The 20062-nt window shown below is 61.1% G+C and carries 19 protein-coding genes; 14 read left to right on the plus strand and 5 right to left on the minus strand.

Going from position 1 to position 20062, the window contains the following annotated elements; genetic code table 11:
- The first annotated feature begins 252 nt into the window (after window positions 1–252).
- From VJZ71_17310 to VJZ71_17340, 7 genes are all read left to right on the plus strand, one after another.
- Window positions 253–2394: a choice-of-anchor tandem repeat NxxGxxAF-containing protein gene (locus VJZ71_17310; protein ID HKQ49836.1), complete on the plus strand. Its 2142-nt coding sequence runs from the start codon at window positions 253–255 to the stop codon at window positions 2392–2394.
- 93 nt (window positions 2395–2487) lie between these two features.
- The gene (locus VJZ71_17315; protein ID HKQ49837.1) at window positions 2488–2904 is read left to right on the plus strand and encodes an archease; all 417 of its coding nucleotides are present in this window, start codon (window positions 2488–2490) and stop codon (window positions 2902–2904) included.
- Window positions 2905–2907: 3 nt separating this feature from the next.
- Complete coding sequence (locus VJZ71_17320; protein ID HKQ49838.1) at window positions 2908–4368, plus strand: RtcB family protein; 1461 nt, start codon at window positions 2908–2910, stop codon at window positions 4366–4368.
- 63 nt (window positions 4369–4431) lie between these two features.
- Complete coding sequence (locus VJZ71_17325) at window positions 4432–4659, plus strand: DUF433 domain-containing protein (GenBank protein ID HKQ49839.1); 228 nt, start codon at window positions 4432–4434, stop codon at window positions 4657–4659.
- Complete coding sequence (locus VJZ71_17330) at window positions 4656–5042, plus strand: DUF5615 family PIN-like protein (GenBank protein ID HKQ49840.1); 387 nt, start codon at window positions 4656–4658, stop codon at window positions 5040–5042. The genes VJZ71_17325 and VJZ71_17330 overlap by 4 nt, the downstream gene beginning before the upstream one ends.
- Before the next feature lie 236 nt (window positions 5043–5278).
- Entirely contained in the window at window positions 5279–7885 is a 2607-nt protein-coding gene (gene clpB, locus VJZ71_17335) for an ATP-dependent chaperone ClpB (protein ID HKQ49841.1), read from the plus strand.
- A 97-nt stretch (window positions 7886–7982) separates the two neighbouring features.
- Window positions 7983–8270 carry a BrnT family toxin gene (locus VJZ71_17340; GenBank protein HKQ49842.1) on the plus strand — a complete coding sequence of 96 codons (288 nt, stop codon included), beginning with the start codon at window positions 7983–7985 and terminating at the stop codon, window positions 8268–8270.
- A 249-nt stretch (window positions 8271–8519) separates the two neighbouring features.
- Here VJZ71_17340 and VJZ71_17345 read toward each other — a convergent pair whose 3' ends face one another.
- On the minus strand, window positions 8520–8708 hold the full coding sequence (locus VJZ71_17345) for a hypothetical protein (protein ID HKQ49843.1): 189 nt from the start codon (window positions 8706–8708) through the stop codon (window positions 8520–8522).
- A gap of 108 nt (window positions 8709–8816) precedes the next feature.
- Between VJZ71_17345 and VJZ71_17350 the strand changes: the two genes are divergently transcribed.
- Both VJZ71_17350 and VJZ71_17355 read left to right on the plus strand, forming a co-directional pair.
- Entirely contained in the window at window positions 8817–9044 is a 228-nt protein-coding gene (locus VJZ71_17350) for a hypothetical protein (protein HKQ49844.1), read from the plus strand.
- A 186-nt stretch (window positions 9045–9230) separates the two neighbouring features.
- Window positions 9231–10202 carry a hypothetical protein gene (locus VJZ71_17355; GenBank protein ID HKQ49845.1) on the plus strand — a complete coding sequence of 324 codons (972 nt, stop codon included), beginning with the start codon at window positions 9231–9233 and terminating at the stop codon, window positions 10200–10202.
- Window positions 10203–10208: 6 nt separating this feature from the next.
- On the opposite strand, the gene VJZ71_17360 is transcribed toward VJZ71_17355, so the two are convergent.
- Window positions 10209–11246 carry a hypothetical protein gene (locus tag VJZ71_17360; protein HKQ49846.1) on the minus strand — a complete coding sequence of 346 codons (1038 nt, stop codon included), beginning with the start codon at window positions 11244–11246 and terminating at the stop codon, window positions 10209–10211.
- A gap of 175 nt (window positions 11247–11421) precedes the next feature.
- Window positions 11422–12621, minus strand: a complete 1200-nt coding sequence (locus VJZ71_17365) for a DUF6600 domain-containing protein (protein HKQ49847.1) — start codon at window positions 12619–12621, stop codon at window positions 11422–11424.
- 248 nt (window positions 12622–12869) lie between these two features.
- Between VJZ71_17365 and VJZ71_17370 the strand changes: the two genes are divergently transcribed.
- Complete coding sequence (locus VJZ71_17370; protein ID HKQ49848.1) at window positions 12870–14099, plus strand: hypothetical protein; 1230 nt, start codon at window positions 12870–12872, stop codon at window positions 14097–14099.
- A 42-nt stretch (window positions 14100–14141) separates the two neighbouring features.
- Here the strand turns inward: VJZ71_17370 and VJZ71_17375 are convergent, their stop codons facing one another.
- Window positions 14142–15596, minus strand: a complete 1455-nt coding sequence (locus VJZ71_17375) for an alginate export family protein (GenBank protein HKQ49849.1) — start codon at window positions 15594–15596, stop codon at window positions 14142–14144.
- A gap of 180 nt (window positions 15597–15776) precedes the next feature.
- On the opposite strand from VJZ71_17375, the gene VJZ71_17380 reads away from it, so the two are divergent.
- The 4 genes from VJZ71_17380 (at window position 15777) to VJZ71_17395 (ending at window position 19167) form a co-directional block, all read left to right on the plus strand.
- Window positions 15777–15935, plus strand: a complete 159-nt coding sequence (locus VJZ71_17380) for a hypothetical protein (protein HKQ49850.1) — start codon at window positions 15777–15779, stop codon at window positions 15933–15935.
- Between the two features lie 260 nt (window positions 15936–16195).
- Window positions 16196–16903 (plus strand): family 16 glycoside hydrolase, encoded by a 708-nt coding sequence (locus VJZ71_17385; GenBank protein ID HKQ49851.1) that lies wholly within the window; start codon window positions 16196–16198, stop codon window positions 16901–16903.
- A gap of 24 nt (window positions 16904–16927) precedes the next feature.
- Entirely contained in the window at window positions 16928–18286 is a 1359-nt protein-coding gene (gene chrA / locus VJZ71_17390) for a chromate efflux transporter (protein ID HKQ49852.1), read from the plus strand.
- 92 nt (window positions 18287–18378) lie between these two features.
- Window positions 18379–19167: a TIGR00730 family Rossman fold protein gene (locus VJZ71_17395; protein HKQ49853.1), complete on the plus strand. Its 789-nt coding sequence runs from the start codon at window positions 18379–18381 to the stop codon at window positions 19165–19167.
- On the opposite strand, the gene VJZ71_17400 is transcribed toward VJZ71_17395, so the two are convergent.
- Complete coding sequence (locus VJZ71_17400; GenBank protein ID HKQ49854.1) at window positions 19157–20035, minus strand: pseudouridine synthase; 879 nt, start codon at window positions 20033–20035, stop codon at window positions 19157–19159. The genes VJZ71_17395 and VJZ71_17400 overlap by 11 nt on opposite strands.
- Window positions 20036–20062 lie beyond the last annotated feature (27 nt).

Here is a 20062-nt window from a genome sequence, read left to right on the forward strand (position 1 = left end):
CTAGAGACTCTCTGAGGCGATGCGCCCGGATTTGGATCAATCTCGGATAGGCCGAGTTGCCGGTTGTCTGCAAGGTACAATTGACGTAGCGACATGCGCTAAGGGGCTTGTATGTTTCCACATGGAGACACGCGGCCGATGGCTTCAGACGCTTCCCGGATAGCGGTGAAGGAAACGGCATGCGGAATGCCGCCGGGCGGACTCAATCAAACAAATCCAGCGGTTGAGAACAGAACCAGAAAGGGGTATCTCATGGTGCGCGCCAGTAGAGTCATCGTGTGTCCAAATGCCCCGTTCACTCGACGAGTTGGACGATACGCAATAGCCAGCTGCATCGTCCTGTGGGGCATTGCCCTGAACATCGCACAGGATGTCGTGGGCGAGGAACTCTTGTCGTTGCGCAAGGTTGCCGAGCCGGGCGATTCGGCGCCGGGGTTCGAGGAACAGGGGCTTTTGTTTTCGGCGTTCGGGGCCATACCCGCGGGCGAGCCTTTCGGTGACCCGCCGCCTGCGATCGACAACGCCGGCAGCGTGACCTTTCACGCGTTCGCCGACGAGGACGGTATCCCCAACGACCAGTTTCCTTTCGGCGAGCGGGGGCTGTTTCGCGAGGTGGGCGGCCAGCTCAAGCTGATAGTCAAGCCCGGGGATCCCGCTCCGCCGTTCAACTTCGCGTTCGCCGGCTTTCCCGGAACGGACAGTTTTCCACTCGCGGCGACGCCGGAGATGCATGACGGGAAGGTCACTTTCCTGGCAACGACCGCAGACCGGACGGACCTCTTCGGCGTCTGGACCGATCGTTTCGGGGCGCTGGAGTTTCTCTTGCGAAGTCAGGACTCGCTTCCGGGAAGCCCGCCGGGCCACGAAGTCACTGATTTCGTCTTCGTGCAGCGAGGACATTCCATTTTGGTCAATGCGCTCACGGCGTCTGCCAGCGGAAATGCGGAGGGTCTGTGGCGTAACAGGACCGGCGATTTCGAGGTGCTGGCGACGGACGGGCTGCCGGCGCCGGGCACTGAGCCAGGCGTGTTCTTCGGCGAAGGGACATCGCTGGCGTTCTTCGGCTCGGTTGATCGCTGGGACGCGAATGTGAACGGCGATGTGATTTTCAACGCATATCTGGACAGCATGGATCCGGCGTGCGGTAATGGAATCTGCGAGAGCGCGGCTGGGGAGGACTGTGATTCATGCCCGGACGATTGTCGCGGAGTCCTCTCCGGCAATCCCAGTCAGCGATTCTGCTGCGGCGATGGCAGCGGGCAGAACGGTGTGGATTGCAGCGACCCACGCTGCTCCGAGGCTGGATTTCAGTGCACTGATGCTTTGCCCCCCACGATCCACGAAAACAATGACGAGGGTATTTGGGCGGATGGTCCGGGCGGATTGCAGCTTCTGCTTCGCGAGGGTGATCCTGCGCCGCAAGCAGGCGCGGGAGTCTTCTACGGAAGCGGGGGGAATGGAGAGCTTGGCGGACTGACCACGTTTGGAGACGAGGACGACATCCCCGTGCGCAACAATGACAACGGCGCCCTCCTATTCGGGGCGCGGATTACCAGCCCGGACTTCTACGCGAAGAGCTCGATCTGGACCACTCGCAACGGGTCACTCGAACTAATCTTCGCGGGGTCGCGGAGCCTGCCGGAAAAGCCCGGCGGGCCGGTGAATCCACATCCCGGCGACCCGGCGCCGGGGCTGGAGCATCTCAATGGCACCTTTCGCACATTTCTGTTTGGCGACCTGGGCAATGCGAACCAGATTGCCTTCATTGCGACGGCGGTCCTGGACGGCGATCCCCTGAACAACACGATTGGAATATGGTGGGACCTGCCAGGGGAGATGAGCTTAATTGCGGCCGTGAATGAGCCGGTGCCCGGCGTGGACGGCGCGGTGTTCCTGCAACTCAGCTACGCGGTGAATGTGAACCCGAACTGGGAGCATGTATTGTTCCTGGGCCGATACGCCGGGCCGGCTGTTCCTGACACGACATCACTGTTCAGAGCAAATCCGGATGGGAGCTTGGACGAGATGCTCAAGCCGGGTGGCGAGGTGCTGATCGATGGGGAGGAACTTCGTACCGTGGCGTCTTTTACGCTCGGCGCCGGGCAAAGTGATGCGGAGGAGCGGGCGTTCGAGATTAATTTCACGGACGGCTCAAGCGGAGTCTTTGTCGCCTCGTTCGCTTCGATTCCGCAAAGGCTGGGGGATCTGAATTGTGACGGGAGGGTGAATGGCCTGGACGTCGGGCCGTTCATCACGGCGGTGCTCGATCCCGGCGGATACCCAATCCAGTTTCCCGCATGCAACATCGACAATGGCGACATGAACGGGGATAGCGTGGTGGACGACCTGGACATCCAACCGTTGGCGGCGTGTCTCGCGGCCAGTTGCCCGTAGCAGGGGTAATCAAACGCGTGCTGCACGTGAGGATCAGCCGACGGCGTCGATGGGGCGCTTGCAAGCCGGGGCTGTACGGTTACAACCGCGCCCATGCAGGCGGGATTTGAACTCTTCGATCATACCGCGGACGTGGGTATTCGTGTCTTTGCTCCGGACATGAACGGCCTCATCGAACCCGCCGCGCGCGGGCTGTACGCGGTCATCGGTGAATTGGCGGCGAAGGACTCGCCCCAGCCCTTCTCACTCGATTTGTCCGGTGACGACTCCGCGCTGCTTCTCCGAGATTACCTTACGGAATTGTTAATCCTATTCGAGCGGGATCAGAGCTTCGTAGAATCCAGCGGAAGCGCATTCAACGCGGGAGGACTGAGTGTTCGTGGCCGGAAATTCGCCGTAGACGAGGCGAAATCCGTGTACTACCGTGAGGTGAAGGCTATTACGTATCACGAACTGGCGATCCGGCCCGTGACCGGCGGATACGAAGCGACCATCATCGTGGACATTTGAACCATGGCCGAGGCATTCACTGGTCCGCTGGAGCGCGTTGATCCATGCCGCTGGCGGATCCCCAAGTCATACAAGGCGGGGATGCGCGTGGATGGCATGATCTATGCGGACGACGCGCTCATCGACGCGATTCGGGGCGACCAGTCGCCGGAGCAGGTGGCGAACGTCGCGTGTCTACCGGGCATCGTGAAGTACTCGCTGGCCATGCCGGATATTCACTGGGGCTACGGATTCTGCATTGGCGGCGTGGCGGCGACGAACCCGGCGGAAGGCGGCGTCATCAGCCCCGGCGGCGTCGGATACGACATCAACTGCGGGGTGCGGCTGATTCGCACGGATATCTCGCTGAAAGATGCCCAGCCGCGGATGGAACGGCTGGTCGATCGGCTGTTCTCTAATGTGCCCTGCGGCGTCGGTCAGGGCGGTCGGATCAAGTTTCAACGGCGCGACCTGAAGAAGTTGATGGAGCAAGGCTCGCGATTTGTCGTGGGCCAGGGTCTCGGTTGGAACTCCGACGTCGAGGTGACGGAGGCGCACGGGTGTCTGCCGGATGCGTGCCCGGATGATGTGTCGCAGCGAGCCTTTGAACGCGGCGCGGCGCAGTGCGGGACGCTGGGCAGCGGGAATCATTTTCTCGAAGTGCAGGTTGTCGATCGCGTGGATGACCCCCAGGCGGCGGACGTGCTCGGTCTGGCGGAGGGGTATCTCACGGTCATGATCCACTCCGGTTCGCGCGGGCTGGGCTATCAGGTTTGCGAGGATGCGCTCAAGGAATTGCACAACGTCCCGCAGAAGTACGGCATTGAGCTGCCTGACCGCCAACTTATTTGTGCGCCGATCGAATCACCAGAGGGGCAGCGGTATCTGGGGGCCATGCGGGCGGCGGCGAACTATGCCTGGTGCAATCGGCAGATCATGACGCACCTGGCGCGGGAGTCGTTCGCCGAGGTTTTTGAGATGCCTGCTGAGCGGCTGGGCATGACGCTCGTGTATGATGTGGCCCACAACATCGCCAAGATGGAACCGTATGACGTGAACGGCCGTCAGGTTGAACTCTGCGTGCATCGCAAAGGAGCCACGCGGGCGTTTCCGCCGGGTCACCCGGAGTTGCCGGAGCGCTATCGACCGATCGGTCAGCCGGTGCTGGTGCCCGGCGATATGGGCCGGTTCAGCTATGTGCTCGTCGGGCGACCGGGCTCGATGGAACACACGTTCGGCAGCTCGTGTCATGGCGCCGGCCGGCGGATGTCACGCGGCGCGGCGATCCGGGCGAGCAAGGGTCGGTCGATCGCGCGCGAGCTGGCCGATAGGGGTGTCTATGCCCGAGCGCGCGGCCGAACAGGCTTGGAGGAGGAGCAGCCGGACGCATACAAGGATGTTCAGGAGGTCGTCAGCGTTTTGCACGAAGCGGGGATCAGTCAGAAGGTCGCGCGCTTGCGGCCGATTGGGGTGATCAAGGGATGATCGATTGGCCACCTGCTTGCGTACTTTGGGCTTCCGTGACTATGCTCTTAGAGAGGTAGTCCTATGAGCGAACGAATTTCAGTCGACCCGGGGGTTCACTTCGGCAAGCCTTGCGTGGTGGGCACTCGTATCCCCGTACAGAGCGTTTTGGAATTGGTCCGCGAGGGGATCGGGTTTTCGGACCTCATTCGTGATTACTACCCGGAGTTGACACCAGAAGACATTCGGGCCTGTATCCAATATGCCATCGACGTCGTATCGCTTGAAGATATCAGCTTAACGCCGTCATGAAGTTTCTGACCGATCAGGATGTCTACGGCACCACCGTGCGATTCTTGAGAGAACTTGGTCACGAAGTGAGGCCGGTCGCTCAGATCGGGTTGGCGCAGGCCGATGATGCCGAACTGCTCCAAGTAGCGCACGCACAAGAATGCCTCTTCGTAACACGGGATCGGGACTTTGGCGGCCTCGTCTTCCTTCAGGGCGATCGCGCGGGCGTGATCTATCTCCGCGTTCTCCCTTCAACGCAGAATTCGGTGCATGCCGAGTTTGCGCGAGTCTTGACGCTCTACTCGGAGGAAGAGCTGCGCGGCGCATTCCTGGTGATCGAGCCGGGACGTCATCGCATTCGGAGACTCCCCAAAGACAGAGGACAGCGAACACCGCCCGCATAGTCAGCCTGCGCAATGAGCTAACATGTCCGTAGATGTTCAGAGGCTTCCTTCTCCGTTTTTTCCACACGACATTCGTTATTCCAGCATGCCAACTGCCAGATCTTGCTGCCATAACGGCGTGGGCTCGATCGGTACAATCCTATAAATGCCTCGGTTTCTGGCCATTGCGGGCCCGACTGTGGATTGGCACGCAACTTGCAAGTCGAAACCCGGATTGAAGGTTTAAGGGTTCATTGATGCGCGCGGACAAACTGACCATTAAGGCCGCCGAGGTTTTGGAGCGGGCGGAGCGGCTCGCGCAGGAGCGCGGTCATGCCGAGCTGACGCCGCTGCATCTGCTGGCGGCGCTGGTGGAGACGCGCCCTTCGGGCGGCAACGGCGATGCGGGCGGGATTGCGGTGCCGCTTTTGGAGAAGGCGGGGGCGAGTGTTTCGCAGGTTCGATCCATCACCGAGTCCGAACTCCATCGCCTGTCGAAGGTCGCGGGGGGATCGCTCGCGCTTTCTCGCACGCTTCAAGAGGTTTTGAACAAGGCCGAGGCAATCGCCGAGCGGATGAAGGATCAGTATGTTTCGACTGAGCATCTGCTCCTGGCGCTGGCGGAGGTCAAGAGCGAGGCGAAGGAGGTGCTGACGGTCAGCGGCGCGCGGCTCGATGCGTTGATGGCGGCGCTCAAAGAACTTCGCGGCAGCGCGACCGTCACGTCGCAGAATCCGGAAGAGACCTACCAGGCCCTGGCCCGTTACGGGCACGATCTCGTCGCCATGGCGCGGCAGGGCAAGCTGGACCCGGTCATCGGGCGCGACGAGGAGATTCGCCGCGTCATGCAGGTCCTCGCGCGGCGCACGAAGAACAACCCGGTGCTGATTGGCGAGCCGGGCGTCGGGAAGACGGCGATCGTGGAAGGACTGGCACAGCGGATTCTGGCGGGGGACGCCCCCGAGGCGCTCAAGAACAAGCGCGTGATCGCACTGGACATGGGGGCACTCATCGCCGGGGCGAAATATCGCGGGGAGTTCGAAGAGCGCCTCAAGGCCGTCGTCCGTGAAGTCGTCGAATCGGCGGGGCAGGTCATACTTTTCATCGACGAGCTGCACACGATCGTCGGCGCGGGCAAAACGGAGGGTTCACCCGACGCCGGGAACCTGCTCAAGCCGGCGCTGGCGCGTGGGGAGCTGCGGTGCATCGGCGCGACGACGCTGGAGGAATATCGCCAGCACGTCGAGAAAGACAAGGCCCTGGAGCGGCGGTTCCAGACGGTGTATGTGGGCGAGCCGTCGGTCGAGGACACCATCGCGATCTTACGGGGTCTCAAACCACGCTATGACGCGCACCATGGCGTGCGGATACAGGATTCTGCGCTGGTCGCGGCGGCGACGCTGTCGCACCGTTACATCTCCGATCGACACTTGCCCGACAAGGCAATCGACTTGATCGACGAGGCGGCGTCGCGGCTGCGGATTGAGAATGATTCCATGCCGGCGGAGTTGGATGAGCTGCGCCGGCGGATCTTGCAACTGGAGATTGAGCGCGAAGCACTGATGAAGGAGAAGGATCCCGGCAGCAAGAAGCAGCTTGCTACCGTGGAGAAGGAATTGGCTGGGCTGAGCGAGAAAAACACGGCCTTCACCGCCACCTGGCAGAATGAGAAGGACGCGTTGGAGGAAATCAAGCAGGTCAAGCAGCAGCTCGACGCCAAGCAGACGGAATTGGACGAGGCGCAGCGACGCGGGGAGTTGGAGCGGGCGGCGCGGATTCGTTACGGCGAATTGCCCGAGCTGCAACGAACGCTGGAAGAGCGCGAGAAGAAATTGGCCGCGTTGCACAAGGACGGCGGCGGGCTTTTGCGCGAGGAAGTGACCGCCGAGGAGGTGGCGGAGATCGTCAGCAAATGGACGGGCATCCCCGTCTCGCGGATGCTCGAAGGCGAGAAGGAGAAGCTGATCAAGATGGAGGATCGGCTGCACGAGCGGGTCGTCGGTCAGGATGAGGCGATCCGCGCAGTATCGGATGCGGTCCGCCGCAGCCGCGCGGGGTTGGGCGATCCGAACCGGCCGATCGGCTCGTTTCTATTCCTGGGGCCGACGGGCGTGGGGAAGACGGAGTTGTGCAAGGCCCTGGCGGCGTTTCTGTTTGACGACGAATCCGCCTTCGTACGAATCGACATGAGCGAATTCATGGAACAGCACAGCGTTGCACGGCTGATCGGCGCGCCGCCGGGATACATCGGCTACGAGGAGGGCGGGCGGTTGACCGAGGCGATCCATCGCAAACCCTACGCCGTGATCCTCCTCGACGAGATCGAGAAAGCCCATCGCGATGTGTTCAACGTGCTCCTGCAGGTCCTCGACGACGGTCGCCTGACCGACGGTCACGGCCGGACGGTCGATTTCCGCAATACGATCGTCGCCATGACGAGCAACATCGGCAGCGAGCACATCCAGCGGCTGTCGGAGACGGGCGGGACGGGTATCGAGATCGAGATGCAGGTCAAGGAGTCGCTCAAGCAGCAATTCCGGCCGGAGTTTCTGAACCGGATCGATGAGGTGATCGTGTTCCATCGCCTGGAGCGCGAGCATCTGCGGGAGATTGTGGAGATCCAGGTCCGGTCGCTGCGCAGCCGCCTGGCTCAGCGCGGCATCACTCTCACACTGACGGATGCGGCGAAGGATAAACTGGCGAAGGACGGTTACGACCCCATCTATGGCGCGCGACCGCTCAAACGACTGATCCAGCAGGAGATCGAGAATCCGCTGGCGAGGAAGCTGCTCGCGGGAGAATTGGGTGACGGGGCGGCGATTACGCTGGATGCCAAGGGCGAGGGGTTTGCGTTTCGTCAGTAATCACGCCGAGGAATTCGGCTAGTAAGTCTCGCGCAGCGGCATAGAATCGCCTTGCGTTTCCGGCGGAAGCGGTCCGCGAGGCGAGGCGATGGACGTTTTGGAATTCGAGTGGGATTCTCAGAAGGCGAGGGACAACCTTGCCAAACATGGCGTCTCTTTTGAAGAAGCTACGACAGTATTTGGCGACAAATTGTCACTGACGATTGCCGATCCGCTCCATTCCGTAGCAGGCGAAGAACGCTTTGTAACGATAGGCTTGTCTCAGCAGAGCCGGTTACTTGTTGTCGTACATTGCGAAAGGGATGCCCGACTGCGTATAATCAGCGCGAGGAAAGCTACAAGAACCGAGCGGCGAACTTATGAAGAGAGTCCGAAAGAACCATAGGAATGGTCGAAATTCCGACGTGCTTCCCGAGTACGATTTCAGCAAAGGAGTGCGCGGGAAATATGCCGCTCGTTATCGTCGTGGGACGAACACCATCCTTCTTGCGCCCGATCTTGCGGACTATTTCCCCGACTCCGAATCCGCCAATCACGCACTCCGCGCGTTCGTAGAGGTCATTGGCAAGCTGCCGAAGTTCAGAAAGAAGGCTCGGCGATCTGCCCGGTCAGGCAACAAATGAACTCGGGCAGCCTACGCGATCAAGCGTTGTTGGTCCTGGAAGGGCGCGGCATGATCCTGGATATTGCCCGCGAGGTCTCGTCTCTCATGCGACAGGCCGGTGTGAACGGCGCTGTCATCGGAGGCGTTGCCGTTGTCCTGCATGGCCATGTTCGTACGACGGTCGATGTAGACATACTTGTCCCTGATCCGCCGGAGCATATGGCTGATGCCCTTCGGACCGCAGGCTTCTTATTCGACGCCGAAAACAGAGAATTCATAAAAGCGGGCGTTCCGGTTCACTTGGTATTGATGGATCAGGTGAAGCGAATGCCGAGCGAACGTCTCGAACTCGACGGCGTTACGACCGTGAGCCTCGCCGACCTTGTCGACATGAAGTTGCGCAGTGGTGCGTCGGATCCCCTCCGCGCTCAAGACCTGGCGGATGTAATCGGGTTGATTCGGCACCATCGACTTCGAGGAGAATTCGCACGGAAGCTCGGTGCGGATGTTCGGGGCGAATTCAAGAAACTGGTAGAGGCGATCGAGCGAAACTAATCGGGGGTTTTCTCAGGGCCATTTAGCTGCATGAGCATGTGTTCGGACACACCGGTGGAACCGGGTTTTTACAAAATACAGAGCGTTAGGTGAAAGCAACAGCAGCGGCCCATCGTGGCGCTCTTGACGGCCGCCTGATCATTGTGTTACGATTGTGGTCACGTCTGTTGGGGGAGGAGGAGAATCATGCGACGAAACCTTGTCTCCATTATCGTCTTGTTCGCCTTCGCAATGCCTGCTCTTGGGGACATCGGATCGAGCATACTTGTCTCCGACGCCTTTGCCAACACTGTCGCTCAGGGTGATGTGCTCAAGTATAATGCAAGCTCCGGCGCATTCGAAGGTGTCTTTATTGACGTGCCAAGCCGCATCTCGTCGGAATTGCTCTATGGGCCGAATGGCGATCTCTATCTCCATGGGGGGTCCAACGTTGCCGGTGACAGTAAGATTCAGAGATATGATGCCGATACGGGTACATTCATCAGTGAATTCAGCATCGAGCGACGCATGGACTTCCTTACCTTTGGTCCGGATGGCGATCTGTTTGGTTCTGATTTTAGCGGGGATAAGGTTCACCGTTACGATCCGACTAACGGAGTTTACCTCGGAGAATTTGTTACGTCCCAAAGCGGCGGTTTGAACGGGCCGAGGGGACTTATCTTTGGTCCCGATGACAACCTTTACGTTTCTTCTCGGATCAGCGGCCAGATATTGCGATACGACGGGGCCACCGGCGCGTTCATGAATGTATTTGCAACCCCTGGAGGAAATGGTCCTCAAGATTTGCAGTTTGGACCAGATGGGGCTTTGTGGGTTGCGGGGGGCCTCGCCGGACCGGTACTGAATCGCTATGACGCCATAAGCGGAGTTTTGCTTAGTACGTGGGTTGTGCCGGGAAACCCGTCAGACGGAATGTCGATGGCCTTCAGCCCCGACAACAATTTTGTCTTGGTAAGCGTTGCAAATTCATCTGCAGTTCGGCGCCTGAATGCGACGACGGGGGCCGACCTCGGCGATTTTGTCGCGTCGGGCTCAGGCGGTCTGATCTATCCTACGGCGATACTCTATCATCCCAGAGTGCCCGAGCCCGCTGTTCTTCTTCCGTTAGCTGTAGGGCTACTGCTTCTCCGTCGTCCTCGAGGGGTGGCTGCTCGTTGACCTGCGTTACTTCCCGAGCAGTAGCGTGTAGTGCGCGAACAGGTCGTTTTCCAAGTCCATCGGATGTTCGCCTGTATCCCAACCGAACGCGCGGGCCATCTCGCGAACTGCCTTTGAATCATCCTCGTCGAACTTCAGCACCCTGAAGCCGGCGGCTTCCAGCATCTTTCGCGGAAACGGGCAGCGACCGTCGGCCCAGGGGATGTAGGGCTTGTCCGGCGGAGCGGGGGCGGGGCTGATGTTGTAGATCATCACGTGACCGCCGGGCCGGAGCGAATCGAACAGGGCCTTGACGAATTCCTCTTCCGACACGCCGAGGTCCACGAGCATCCGCTTATCGACGGGTCGCTCGGGGTGAAGGTAGCCGTTCTTGAGCGTGTTCTTGGAGAGGATCAGGTCGAATCCGTTGCCTGCGGCCTTTCTTACTTTTTCGTCGCCGGGCCAGTGACCGTGGAGGAGGGTGACGCGGCCGGCGATTTTTCCGTCGCGATCGCGGACGGGCCCCTGATCCTCAGACTGGCTGTAGAGCACGGGTAATAACGGATCGACATCGACGCCGACGGCGTCAGCACCCAGCAGAGCAAACAGGCGCGGCGGTCCTATGCCGCCGTAGCCGAAGTCGAGGGTGCGCGTACGCGCAAAACTCTTGACGCCCTCGCGGCCGAGGATCTCCAACGGGCGGACGTAGGCGAGCGGCGTGCCGTACTTCGTGGTGTAGTACAGATCCTCGGTGACCTCGATAGGAGACAAGTCTTTTTGCTCGCCGGCGGGAAGCGCGGCGAATTGGGCGGCCGTAATATACTTCCGCTTTTGGTCGCGATAGATCGTTCGCGGCGTGGGAGGCGACAGATCATCGGCGGCCGCAAGAAATGACCGGGCCAGTTCGGTCTGCACGAGCTTCACCGCGGCCCTGGCCTCGGCCCGGATCGCCGCCAGACCAGACAACTCGGTGGGAGCGCTAGTCTGAGGGCCGTCGGCAAGAGCCAGCGCATTAATCTGCCCAAGAGTGAGCGCGGCGACAACGATGTGAGTCCCTTTATTCACCAGCGCGCTCCGCGGGCGGAATCAGCAGAGGGTGTACCTCATTGCTGAACGAAGGGGCTTGCGGGGATTAACGCGTTGTATCGCTCAAAGCGACGACAATGCGGCCCGCGAAAGCGGGGACTCGTCCTTCCATACACCTCTAAGGGACTGGACACCTCTAAGGGACTGGAATTGCTTATTTTTTCTTTGGAGGTTCCGGTTTCCTGGGGGCTTCCTGCTTCTTGGCGGCTTGAGGTTGCTGGGGCGGCGCGAAGCGGAACTTGCGGCCCTGGCTCTTGGTGAGGCCGTTGTTTCCTTTCTGGTCGCGGTCCTGATAGCGCTCCAGAAGTTTTTGCATGCGCTGCTGCTGTTCCTGAAAGGCGGATTGTTCGCGCCCCTGACGCTTGCGCAGCTCGTCCGTGGACCAGCCCAGCTTGGGCGCCCGGGCGGCCTCGCGCTTCTGGCGTTCTTCCAGCGCGGCGCGTTCATCGACGAGGCGTCGCTGCAGCGCCGAGCGTTCTTCCAGCGTTCGACGCGTGACATCCGAAGCCGCGGAAGACTTCGGCTGGGGCTGTTGGCTGCGCTGGAAGATGCTGTCGGGCTTCCGGCGCGGTTCTCCCTGCTTGATTCGCGGCCGGAAGACTTCCACGGCATTGCCCTTGATGTTTGTTTGTCTCGGTTGCGTCACGTCGCGGAGCGTATACTTCGGAACCGGCCGGCCCGCCCGCTGTTCGATATTCTTGATGTTGATACTGTTGTTCACGATGTTGTTGTTGACGATGTTGTAGTTGGTCACGTTGTTCGTCTGGTTGACGATGTTGACATTGCGCACGCTCCGGGCGATGTACGGCCGGAGCCGGGGCTCCAGGAAGCGGCGCTGCTCGACGAAGTTCCAGTGAAATCGCTTGATCGCGTCGAATCGGAAGTTGAAGTTGCCGATGCGGAAACCCGCATGAATCGAATCGTCGGGAGGCAGCGGCGCCCAGCCGACCCAGCCGTCGCCTTCGCGCCACGCGGTCCACGATGGACCCCAGATCGTGCCGGGCACCCAGACCCAGCCGTAATAGTTGTCGTAATGCCAGCGGCCGTAGTGGTACGTCGCCCAACCGAAAGGTTCGTCTGACACCCAGGTCCAGCCGTATTCGGTCCAGACCCAGTGGCCTTCCTGGTACGGTCGCCAGTCGTAGTCTACGCCGTAGGGAGACCAGACCCACCCATAGGGCCTTAAATCAATCCACTCTCCGTAGGGGGCGAGTTCTTCATAGAAGATGCTGATGTCGACGTCGCCAGCGGGCCCGGGTCCGTGTCCATATGGTTGTGCACTCGCCGGCTTGGCCACAAGAAGAATTGAAAGTGTGAGCAATGTCGAACAGAGAAAGTATCGAAGCCGGGCCATCGGAGACTCCTTTGATTGAAATCGAACCAGATTGTTGCCCGCGCGCCTGCGCGCGGGTTCTTCTTATTTAACCATAGACACCGCATATACCCGGACGTTGAACGTAACTTCTTTTTAAGCCGGACCGTGGTCAGAATCAGTATCCATGCCCTGGATCGGCTTTCAGGTTATGGGATCAGGACGAGGCCGCTTTCGCTGCGTAAAATCGGATGACTTGCGGGGCCACGCCCGTGGGTGGGGGGGCGAACATGGGGCGATGGCTTCGGTATTTATCCCTATGCGTTTTGGTATCGAGTTCGTACGCGGCTTCCGCGCCGTCGGCGCGCGCCGATGTCGTCGCGGCGTATGAACTCACCGATCCGGCGGTCGTGCCCGGCGGCGGCGTGGCGGCGATCACGCAAGGCGCGCCGGGTCAGCCGCTGGTGATCACGCTCGACGACACGCCCGGGGAACGCACGCTCAAGATTGTGTTCGTCGCGGACGTGGACGAGGAGACGGCTTTGTGGGGCTATGCCGTCGAGCTGCTCACGACCGCCGAAACGGTCACCGCGAGCGCGCTGGAGTATTTTGATGTCTTTGAATTCGAGCTGGTCGTGCCGCCGGACCTGGTGCTGACGACTGGTCCCGGCGCCATCCTTGACGAGGCCGCGGAGGGGACGTTTTCGCCCGCAAGCGGAATGCTCGAGTTCTTCGAGGTGACGCTGGTCGTTACGGTTCCGACGGCGGAGGTGGAGATTTTTACCAAGCTGGGCGAGTTCACCTGGGCCAGCACGAACGATCCATTCTTGATCACGATCGCCGACAGCGATCCGCTCTCCAGCGACACATTTGATACGACGAGCACGCCGAGCATCATCATCCGCGTAATGGAGGAGCCGATTGTCGATTGCAATACCAATGGGATTCCCGATAGCGACGAGATTGCCGGCCTCCCGGCGATCGATTGCGACACCAATGGGGTGATTGATTCTTGCGACCTCGCGGCTGGCGCGACGGATTGCGACAGCAACGGCATTCTGGACACGTGTGAGGTTGCGAACACGAGCATCGATTGCAATCAAAATGGCGTGCCGGACCGATGTGAAGTGGCGAGCGAGGCGGCGCCGGACTGCAATAGTAATGGCATTCCGGATCGTTGCGACATCGCGGGCGGTACCAGTCCCGACACCAATGCGAATGGAGTTCCAGAAGAGTGCGAGGCGCCCAATCCCGACTCTGAGACACCCGAAACACCGACTCAGCCCCCCAGCGATACGCCGGCGCGCGCCGTTAATCGAACCTCGCTACGGAATTTTCTCGCGGTCCTATTCGGGATTCCCAGCGTGGAAGGACCGTCGCTCGCGAGGGTGCCGCTTTTCCTGGGGCCACTCGGCATTCCCTTTGCCGCCGTGCTGGGAGTATTGGAGTGGATCAATCTCCCGATCCGGGTGGCGGCCTTTGAGTTGACCTACGCGATCCTCGACGCGTTCCTGCCATGAGCGGCGCCAGCGCGATGAACTCTCGTCTCCTCGACGCGTCCGTCAGAAGCTGATCGTGGTCTGGACGTAGAACCGATCGCTGTCGGGGGAGTCGCCGGTGTTGCGGACGAAATTGCCGGGCATGAAGTGGCCGTAGCCGATCTCGAAGACGCAGTGATCGGTGATTCGCTGCTCGACGAAGAGGTCAATCTCCTGGCCCACGAAATCGCCGCTCTGGCCGGTCGGGTCAACACGATCGGCGCGGCTCCACGAGTCATTTTCGCTGGCCAGCCAGACCGCGCGGTAAATGGCGTTCAGATGAGTCTTCGGTGTCGGATGCGCGCTGATACCGATTGACGGCTGGATCATGTTGGACCAGATGAAATAGTCGAGGATTCCGTACATCCGGTTTGACGAGCCAAAGAGCCGGTTGAACGTCTCGTTCACGCTGTCGTTGGGATTGTGATCACCTTCGGCGTAGTTCAGCCACGTCGCCACGCGCGGCTTCCACGCGTGTTCAAACGTGTAGCCCACTTCGGCGTGTGTCGCGAAGGCGCGATGCGTGAGACCGTCAGTCTTGCCGCACTGAAACGCGGCGTCCAGGTCGTAGTCGAAGCCCGACCGGCCAATGTCGCCGTAGGCGTGGAGGCCGAAGGTGTGCAGCTCGGTGTCCGCCGCATCCCAGCCCTTGTTATCCTGGTCGAGGATGAAGTAGTACGGCTCGAAAAGCGCCAAAGGAGCCCATCCGCGCCAGGCGCCGACGATCCCATAGAACCACTGCTCCTCGTTGGCCCGATCGGGCTGTAGCTGGCGAATCGCGACGGGCTGGGCGGCGAAGGCTTCCAGCTCCCATTTGGAGTCGCGATCGCCGGCGCGGAGGCGGAAGCCGTCGAAGGCGTTGGTGGTGTTGCGAAATCCGTTGCGGCTCTTCAGGCGTCGGTCGACATAATCGACGGCGATCCGGCCGACCTGAAAGCTCAGGGGCTCGCGCGGCCCGAGGGCGTCGGCGAAGTACAGCTCCGCAAAGGCCTGAAGGAAGTCGTTCTCATCGACGTTGCTGGTCGTGCCGGGCATTTCGTTGTTGAATTCGCGGGAATCCTGAAACTCCACGCCCAGACGCAGGGGATCGAGGATGTCCTGCACGCCGAGGTACGCGCGGGAGCGGAGCAGGAAGGGCTGGTCGCGCTCCAGGTCGGCCTGGTAGTTGTCGTCGAAGTACTCATAACGCGTCCGCTGTTCGATCCCCATGAGGAGCCATTTCGGGGCGGGCTCTCCCCAATCGCTGAGCGGGCGGGCGTAGGAAACAGGTTCGGGACTGCGACCGGTGGAAATTGCCCGGGATGCGCGATACCCCGACGGCTCTTGTGAATCGGCCGGCTGCGAGGTTGGCTCGGCGGCCGCCTGCGTCGTGGGCAATCCGGCGTCGCCTTCGGTGACCGGCTGGGCCTGTGCGCGGAACGACGAGAGCAGAATGAAGAGGCAAGTCGCGAGAAGGGCCGGCTGGGAAGCTGAAGCCAAAGAGTTCACCCGCGGCGAAAGTCCACGCGCACTTCCCCCTCTCTATCCATCGGCAAGTTATGCCGAGGGCGCCGCGGATTCTTATCGCGGGACCACCGGACCCCCATTGAACGAATCGGTTCCGTCGATAAGATGCAGGGGAACTGGGCTCTGCAACCTGGTATACGAGGAGTCAAATTCATGTCACCCGGCGACCAATTCATTGACACGATGATCGGCGTGATCGGCGATCTTTTGACCGGCTTCCTGTCCGGCATCATCGGGATTTTTCTGGACGGCCTGCTCCAGCCGGTCGTCGATCAGATCGCGACGGCCTTCGGGTTCGGCGGCATGGCGTAGCGGTCCCGGTCGTCGGCGGGCCGGCCCCGGCAGAACGGCGGATCGTTGCCACGCTCAACATCCGCAAGTCAAGCGATCGGGCTTTGCATTCTCGCTCAATTTCGCCCTACCCCCCGGAGGGAGGCAGGAAGGGAAGGGACGGCCTCGCACGTCGCTCAATCTCTTTGAACCAAGAAGGGCCGGACGGCGGGAGACTCGCCCTCCCGGGCTTCGGGATCGATTAGAATTGGGGTCGGGTTTCCAGATTGAGGAGTGACGCCATGAGCGTAAACGGCATTGCCATCATCGTGATTTTCGCCGTGCTGGGTACCGCGGCGTTCGCGCTGTCGAATCCGGCCGCGCCGCCGGCAGCGTCCCCCAAGGCGGAATGGAACTTTGACAAGGACGAAGTAGGTAAGCGCGCCGCGGATTGGCGTGTGCGGGAGACGAACGGAACGGGTAAGACCGGAACTTGGACGGTGGCCACGGACGATTCGGCCCCGAGCAGCCCCAATGTTTTGAAGTTGGAAACCCAGGCTGACGACCGGACTTACAATCTGCTCATTGCCGAGAAGATTTCCTTCAAGGATCTTGACCTGCGCGTGCGGATCAAGGCCAATTCGGGCAAGAAGGACCAGGGCGGCGGACTGATTTGGCGCTGCAAGGACGAGAACAATTATTACATCTGCCGCATCAATCCGTTGGAGGGCAACTTCCGCGTTTACAAGGTCGAGAAGGGCAAGCGGACTCAGCTCGAGAGCGTGAAGCTGGAGACGAAGACCGGCCAATGGTACGAGGTTCGGGCGGTGATGGTGGGTGATACGATCGAGTGCTACGTGGACGGGAAGAAGTATCTGGAGGCGATCGACGACACGTTCAACGGAACGGGCAAGATCGGTCTGTGGACAAAGGCCGACGCGTCGTCGTCGTTTGACGATGTGGTTGTGCATGAGCCCACCTCCGCTCTGCAATTGAAAAAGGGCTGCTAATGCCGGTGGGGAGGGAGACGCGCGATGGGACGCAATCCAGTCATCGCGAACACACCGGAGCCAGTGGCTGCTTCCAGCGAGACGACGACGAAACATCCAACCTTCGGCCAGGCGCTGCGCTTCTGGTTGAAGCTCGGGTTCATCAGCTTCGGCGGTCCGACCGGCCAGATCGCCATCATGCACACTGAGCTGGTGGATCGAAAGCGCTGGATCAGTGAGACGCGCTTCCTGCACGCCTTGAACTACTGCATGTTGCTCCCCGGCCCGGAGGCGCAGCAACTGGCCATCTACATCGGTTGGCTGCTGCACCGCACGGCGGGCGGCATCGTGGCCGGCGCGTTGTTCGTACTGCCCTCCGCCTTATTGCTCTGGGCCCTGAGCTATGCCTATGTGGCGTTCGGCGATGTTCCCTGGATTGCGGCCGTGTTTCTGGGGCTAAAGCCTGCCGTCATCGCCATTGTCGCATCGGCAGTGCTGCGAATCGGGCGTCGGGCGCTGAAAAACGCCGTCATGTGGTCGATCGCCGCGGCAGCATTCGTCGCGATCTTTTTCCTCGATGCGCCGTTTCCGCTCATCATTCTCTCCGCGGGCGTCATCGGTCTGATTGGTCAGCGACTGGCGCCGCGCTGGTTCAATGTCGTGCAGCACCACGGCGGCGCATCCGGGCAGGCCGTAATCGACGATCTGCACTCGTCGCCGGACCATGCCCGACCGACGATGGGGCGCGGACTTCGCGTTCTGGCGGTCTGTCTTGTGCTTTGGTGGGCGCCGATTCTGGCTGTTGCGTACGCCTGGGGAACGCGCCACACCCTCTGTCAGGAGGGGCTGTTCTTCAGCAAGGCGGCGATGGTGACTTTTGGCGGGGCTTATGCCGTTCTGCCGTACGTCGCACAGCAGGCCGTCGAGCGCTACGGTTGGCTCGCGCCCGGACAGATGCTCGATGGACTTGGGCTGGCGGAGAGTACGCCCGGACCGCTCATTATGGTCGTGCAGTTTGTCGGCTTCGTCGGCGCGTGGCGCCATCCGGGCGATCTGCCGCCGCTCGTGGCGGCCACGTTGGGCGCCGCGATCACTACGTGGGCCACGTTTCTACCCTGCTTTTTGTGGATATTCCTCGGGGCGCCGTACATTGAACGGCTGCGCGGCAATCGGCATCTGACTGCGGCGCTGTCGGCGATCACCGCCGCGGTCGTCGGAGTGGTGCTCAATCTGGCAGTTTGGTTCGCCCATCATGTCATCATTCCCACGGCTGAGGGCATTGACTGGTTTGCATTGGCGGTGGCGGTGGCGGCGTTCGTTGGTATGGCCCGATGGAAATGGGACATCATGGTGGTGGTAGCAGGAGGCGCGGCTCTGGGGATTGTGCGGATGCTGGCAACTTGATGGTGCGCGCGCAGGTGATACTCGACTCGGGTATTTCTAAGTGTTAGGATCGGTTAACTAAGCCGCGATTCCAACTTCGCGAGGTCTCCCCCATGGCCGATGAAACTCCGCTCTATCGCCATCCCGCCGACGAGACCGCGCGGTTGTCGCGGATCATGACCGAAATTTCGGAAGGGTTCGCGACGATGAGCCGGGTGGGTCAGGCGATTGGGGTGTTCGGTTCGGCGCGGTGCACCTCGTCGGCCCCGCACTATCGCACGGCAGAGGCGCTGGGGGCGAAGCTCGTCGAGAAGGGGTTTGCCGTGGTGACGGGCGGAGGGCCGGGGGTGATGGAGGCGGCGAACAAGGGGGCGTATGAGGCGGGCGGTGTGTCGGTGGGGCTCAATATCACGCTGCCGCACGAGCAGGAGGCCAACGCGTATCAGAATATCAGCATGGAGTTTCATTATTTCTTCGTGCGCAAGCTGATGTTGTTGAAATACTGCCTGGGGCTGGTGTGCTTTCCGGGCGGGTTCGGGACGATGGACGAGTACTTCGAGTCCATGACGCTGATTCAGACGGGCAAGTGTCCGAAGTTCCCCGTGGTGCTCTTCGACTCGAAATTCTGGGGGCCGTTCGACGGATTCATGCGCCAGACGATGCTCCGCGATTACGCTGCCATCTCCGAGTCTGACCTGGGCTTGTTCAAGATTACAGACGACGTGGAGGAGGCGGCGAGCTATCTACGGCGGCAGGTCGATCTGCTATTGCCAACGCTGCGGCATCCGTCGGTCGAGGAGGAGGTGATGATCCCGAAGGAGGAGCAGATTTCGGGCGAGGGTACCTACGAAGGGAAGCCTCCACGCAAGCGACCAAAGGAGGCCGGGCCGATTAGTGGATGATCCGCCGACCGGGCTTTTTCGCAGCGCGCCATTCGCCCTGCCGTGCTCCGGGTGCGGCGCCGGGCGGCTTTCGTCGTTCGGGCTTTCGACGGCTTCGGGCTGTTGAAGAGGATCGCCTCGGCGGTGCCGACACACTGGGCTCGGCGGGCTGATCCGCCAGCGAGTGCAGGTATTTGACTTCCGCGGGGGTGAGCGGTCGAAACGCCCCGAGGGGCAGCTTGGCGATGGAGAGCTTGCCCATGCGAATTCGCATCAGCCGCCGGACGTTGTGACCGAAGCGGGCGAGCATCCGCCGGACCTCGCGATTGCGGCTTTCGCGGAGGGTGATTTCCAGGATCGTCTTGTCCCGATCGCGATGGATGATCGTGATTTCGGCAGGGGCGGTCTTTCCCTCGGACAACCACACGCCCTGGCGAAGTTTTTCAAGCGTCTCGGTCTTGGGTGTGCCCGCGACCTCCGCACGGTAGGTCTTGGGCGTGGCGAATCGAGGGTGGGTCAGCTTTTGGGCCAGCGAGCCGTCGTTGGTCATGATCAGCAGACCGGTCGAGTCGGCTTCGAGGCGGCCGATAGGGAAGACGCGCTCGCGGACGCCGGTGAGGAGGTCCTCGACCAGGCGCCGGCCGGAGGGATCGTTGTGCGTGCAGAGGACGTTGCGGGGTTTGTTGAGCAAAAAATAGACGTGTCGCTCCGGGCGGATGGGTTTTCCGTCCACGGTTATTTTGTCCGTTGCCGGATCGACGAGGACCGGCAATTCGCGCTTGTACTGGCCGTTCACCGCGACGCGACCGTCGAGCACGAGCGTTTCGCAGGCGCGGCGCGAGCCGTAGCCGGCGGCGGCGAGGATCTTCTGGATGCGTTCCGTGGCCATGGGCCTCCATCCTAACACGATTGGGCG

This window comes from Phycisphaerae bacterium (assembly GCA_035275405.1).
Taxonomy (GTDB): domain Bacteria; phylum Planctomycetota; class Phycisphaerae; order UBA1845; family UTPLA1; genus DATEMU01.

Coding starts and splice junctions, on each gene's coding strand:
- VJZ71_17345 (HKQ49843.1), bottom strand. CDS start 8,708: ATGCTCCGGCGGATCAGGGACAAGTATGTCTACATCGACCGTCGTACG.
- VJZ71_17325 (HKQ49839.1), top strand. CDS start 4,432: ATGAGCGAACGAATTTCAGTCGACCCGGGGGTTCACTTCGGCAAGCCT.
- VJZ71_17370 (HKQ49848.1), top strand. CDS start 12,870: ATGGGGCGATGGCTTCGGTATTTATCCCTATGCGTTTTGGTATCGAGT.
- VJZ71_17365 (HKQ49847.1), bottom strand. CDS start 12,621: ATGGCCCGGCTTCGATACTTTCTCTGTTCGACATTGCTCACACTTTCA.
- VJZ71_17330 (HKQ49840.1), top strand. CDS start 4,656: ATGAAGTTTCTGACCGATCAGGATGTCTACGGCACCACCGTGCGATTC.
- VJZ71_17395 (HKQ49853.1), top strand. CDS start 18,379: ATGGCCGATGAAACTCCGCTCTATCGCCATCCCGCCGACGAGACCGCG.
- chrA (HKQ49852.1), top strand. CDS start 16,928: ATGGGACGCAATCCAGTCATCGCGAACACACCGGAGCCAGTGGCTGCT.
- VJZ71_17315 (HKQ49837.1), top strand. CDS start 2,488: ATGCAGGCGGGATTTGAACTCTTCGATCATACCGCGGACGTGGGTATT.
- VJZ71_17400 (HKQ49854.1), bottom strand. CDS start 20,035: ATGGCCACGGAACGCATCCAGAAGATCCTCGCCGCCGCCGGCTACGGC.
- VJZ71_17380 (HKQ49850.1), top strand. CDS start 15,777: ATGTCACCCGGCGACCAATTCATTGACACGATGATCGGCGTGATCGGC.
- VJZ71_17355 (HKQ49845.1), top strand. CDS start 9,231: ATGCGACGAAACCTTGTCTCCATTATCGTCTTGTTCGCCTTCGCAATG.
- VJZ71_17320 (HKQ49838.1), top strand. CDS start 2,908: ATGGCCGAGGCATTCACTGGTCCGCTGGAGCGCGTTGATCCATGCCGC.
- clpB (HKQ49841.1), top strand. CDS start 5,279: ATGCGCGCGGACAAACTGACCATTAAGGCCGCCGAGGTTTTGGAGCGG.
- VJZ71_17385 (HKQ49851.1), top strand. CDS start 16,196: ATGAGCGTAAACGGCATTGCCATCATCGTGATTTTCGCCGTGCTGGGT.
- VJZ71_17350 (HKQ49844.1), top strand. CDS start 8,817: ATGCCGAGCGAACGTCTCGAACTCGACGGCGTTACGACCGTGAGCCTC.
- VJZ71_17310 (HKQ49836.1), top strand. CDS start 253: ATGGTGCGCGCCAGTAGAGTCATCGTGTGTCCAAATGCCCCGTTCACT.